Here is a 263-nt window from a genome sequence, read left to right as displayed (position 1 = left end):
GATCGGCGAGCGCGATGTTGTCGCGTACCGAGCGGTTGAAGAGCACGTCGTCCTGCAGCACCACGCCCACCTGCCGGCGCAGCCAGGCGGTATCGACCATGGCAAGGTCGACGCCGTCGGCCAGCACGCGCCCGGTCTCGGGCACGTAGGGGCGCGGGTGGAGCTTGGGGATGGGGCTCTTGCCTGAACCGGAGGGGCCGCGGGCCCCCACCAGCGGCCCGGGCGGAAATGGAAGGCCCACCCCGGGCGGTACCGGGGGGCCG

1 protein-coding gene is annotated in these 263 nt (G+C 73.8%); it reads right to left on the bottom strand.

Features of this window, described 5'->3' with window-relative positions:
• A partial coding sequence (locus KVT37_RS32310) for an ATP-binding cassette domain-containing protein (protein ID WP_368860647.1) occupies positions 1-241 on the bottom strand: 241 nt, incomplete at its 3' end.
• Positions 242-263 lie beyond the last annotated feature (22 nt).

Source organism: Mesorhizobium sp. GbtcB19, from assembly GCF_019091085.1.
In the GTDB taxonomy this organism is placed as follows: domain Bacteria; phylum Pseudomonadota; class Alphaproteobacteria; order Rhizobiales; family Rhizobiaceae; genus Mesorhizobium.
The sequence above is the reverse complement of the archived record's forward strand: the minus strand, read 5'-3'. Positions and strand labels throughout refer to the sequence as shown.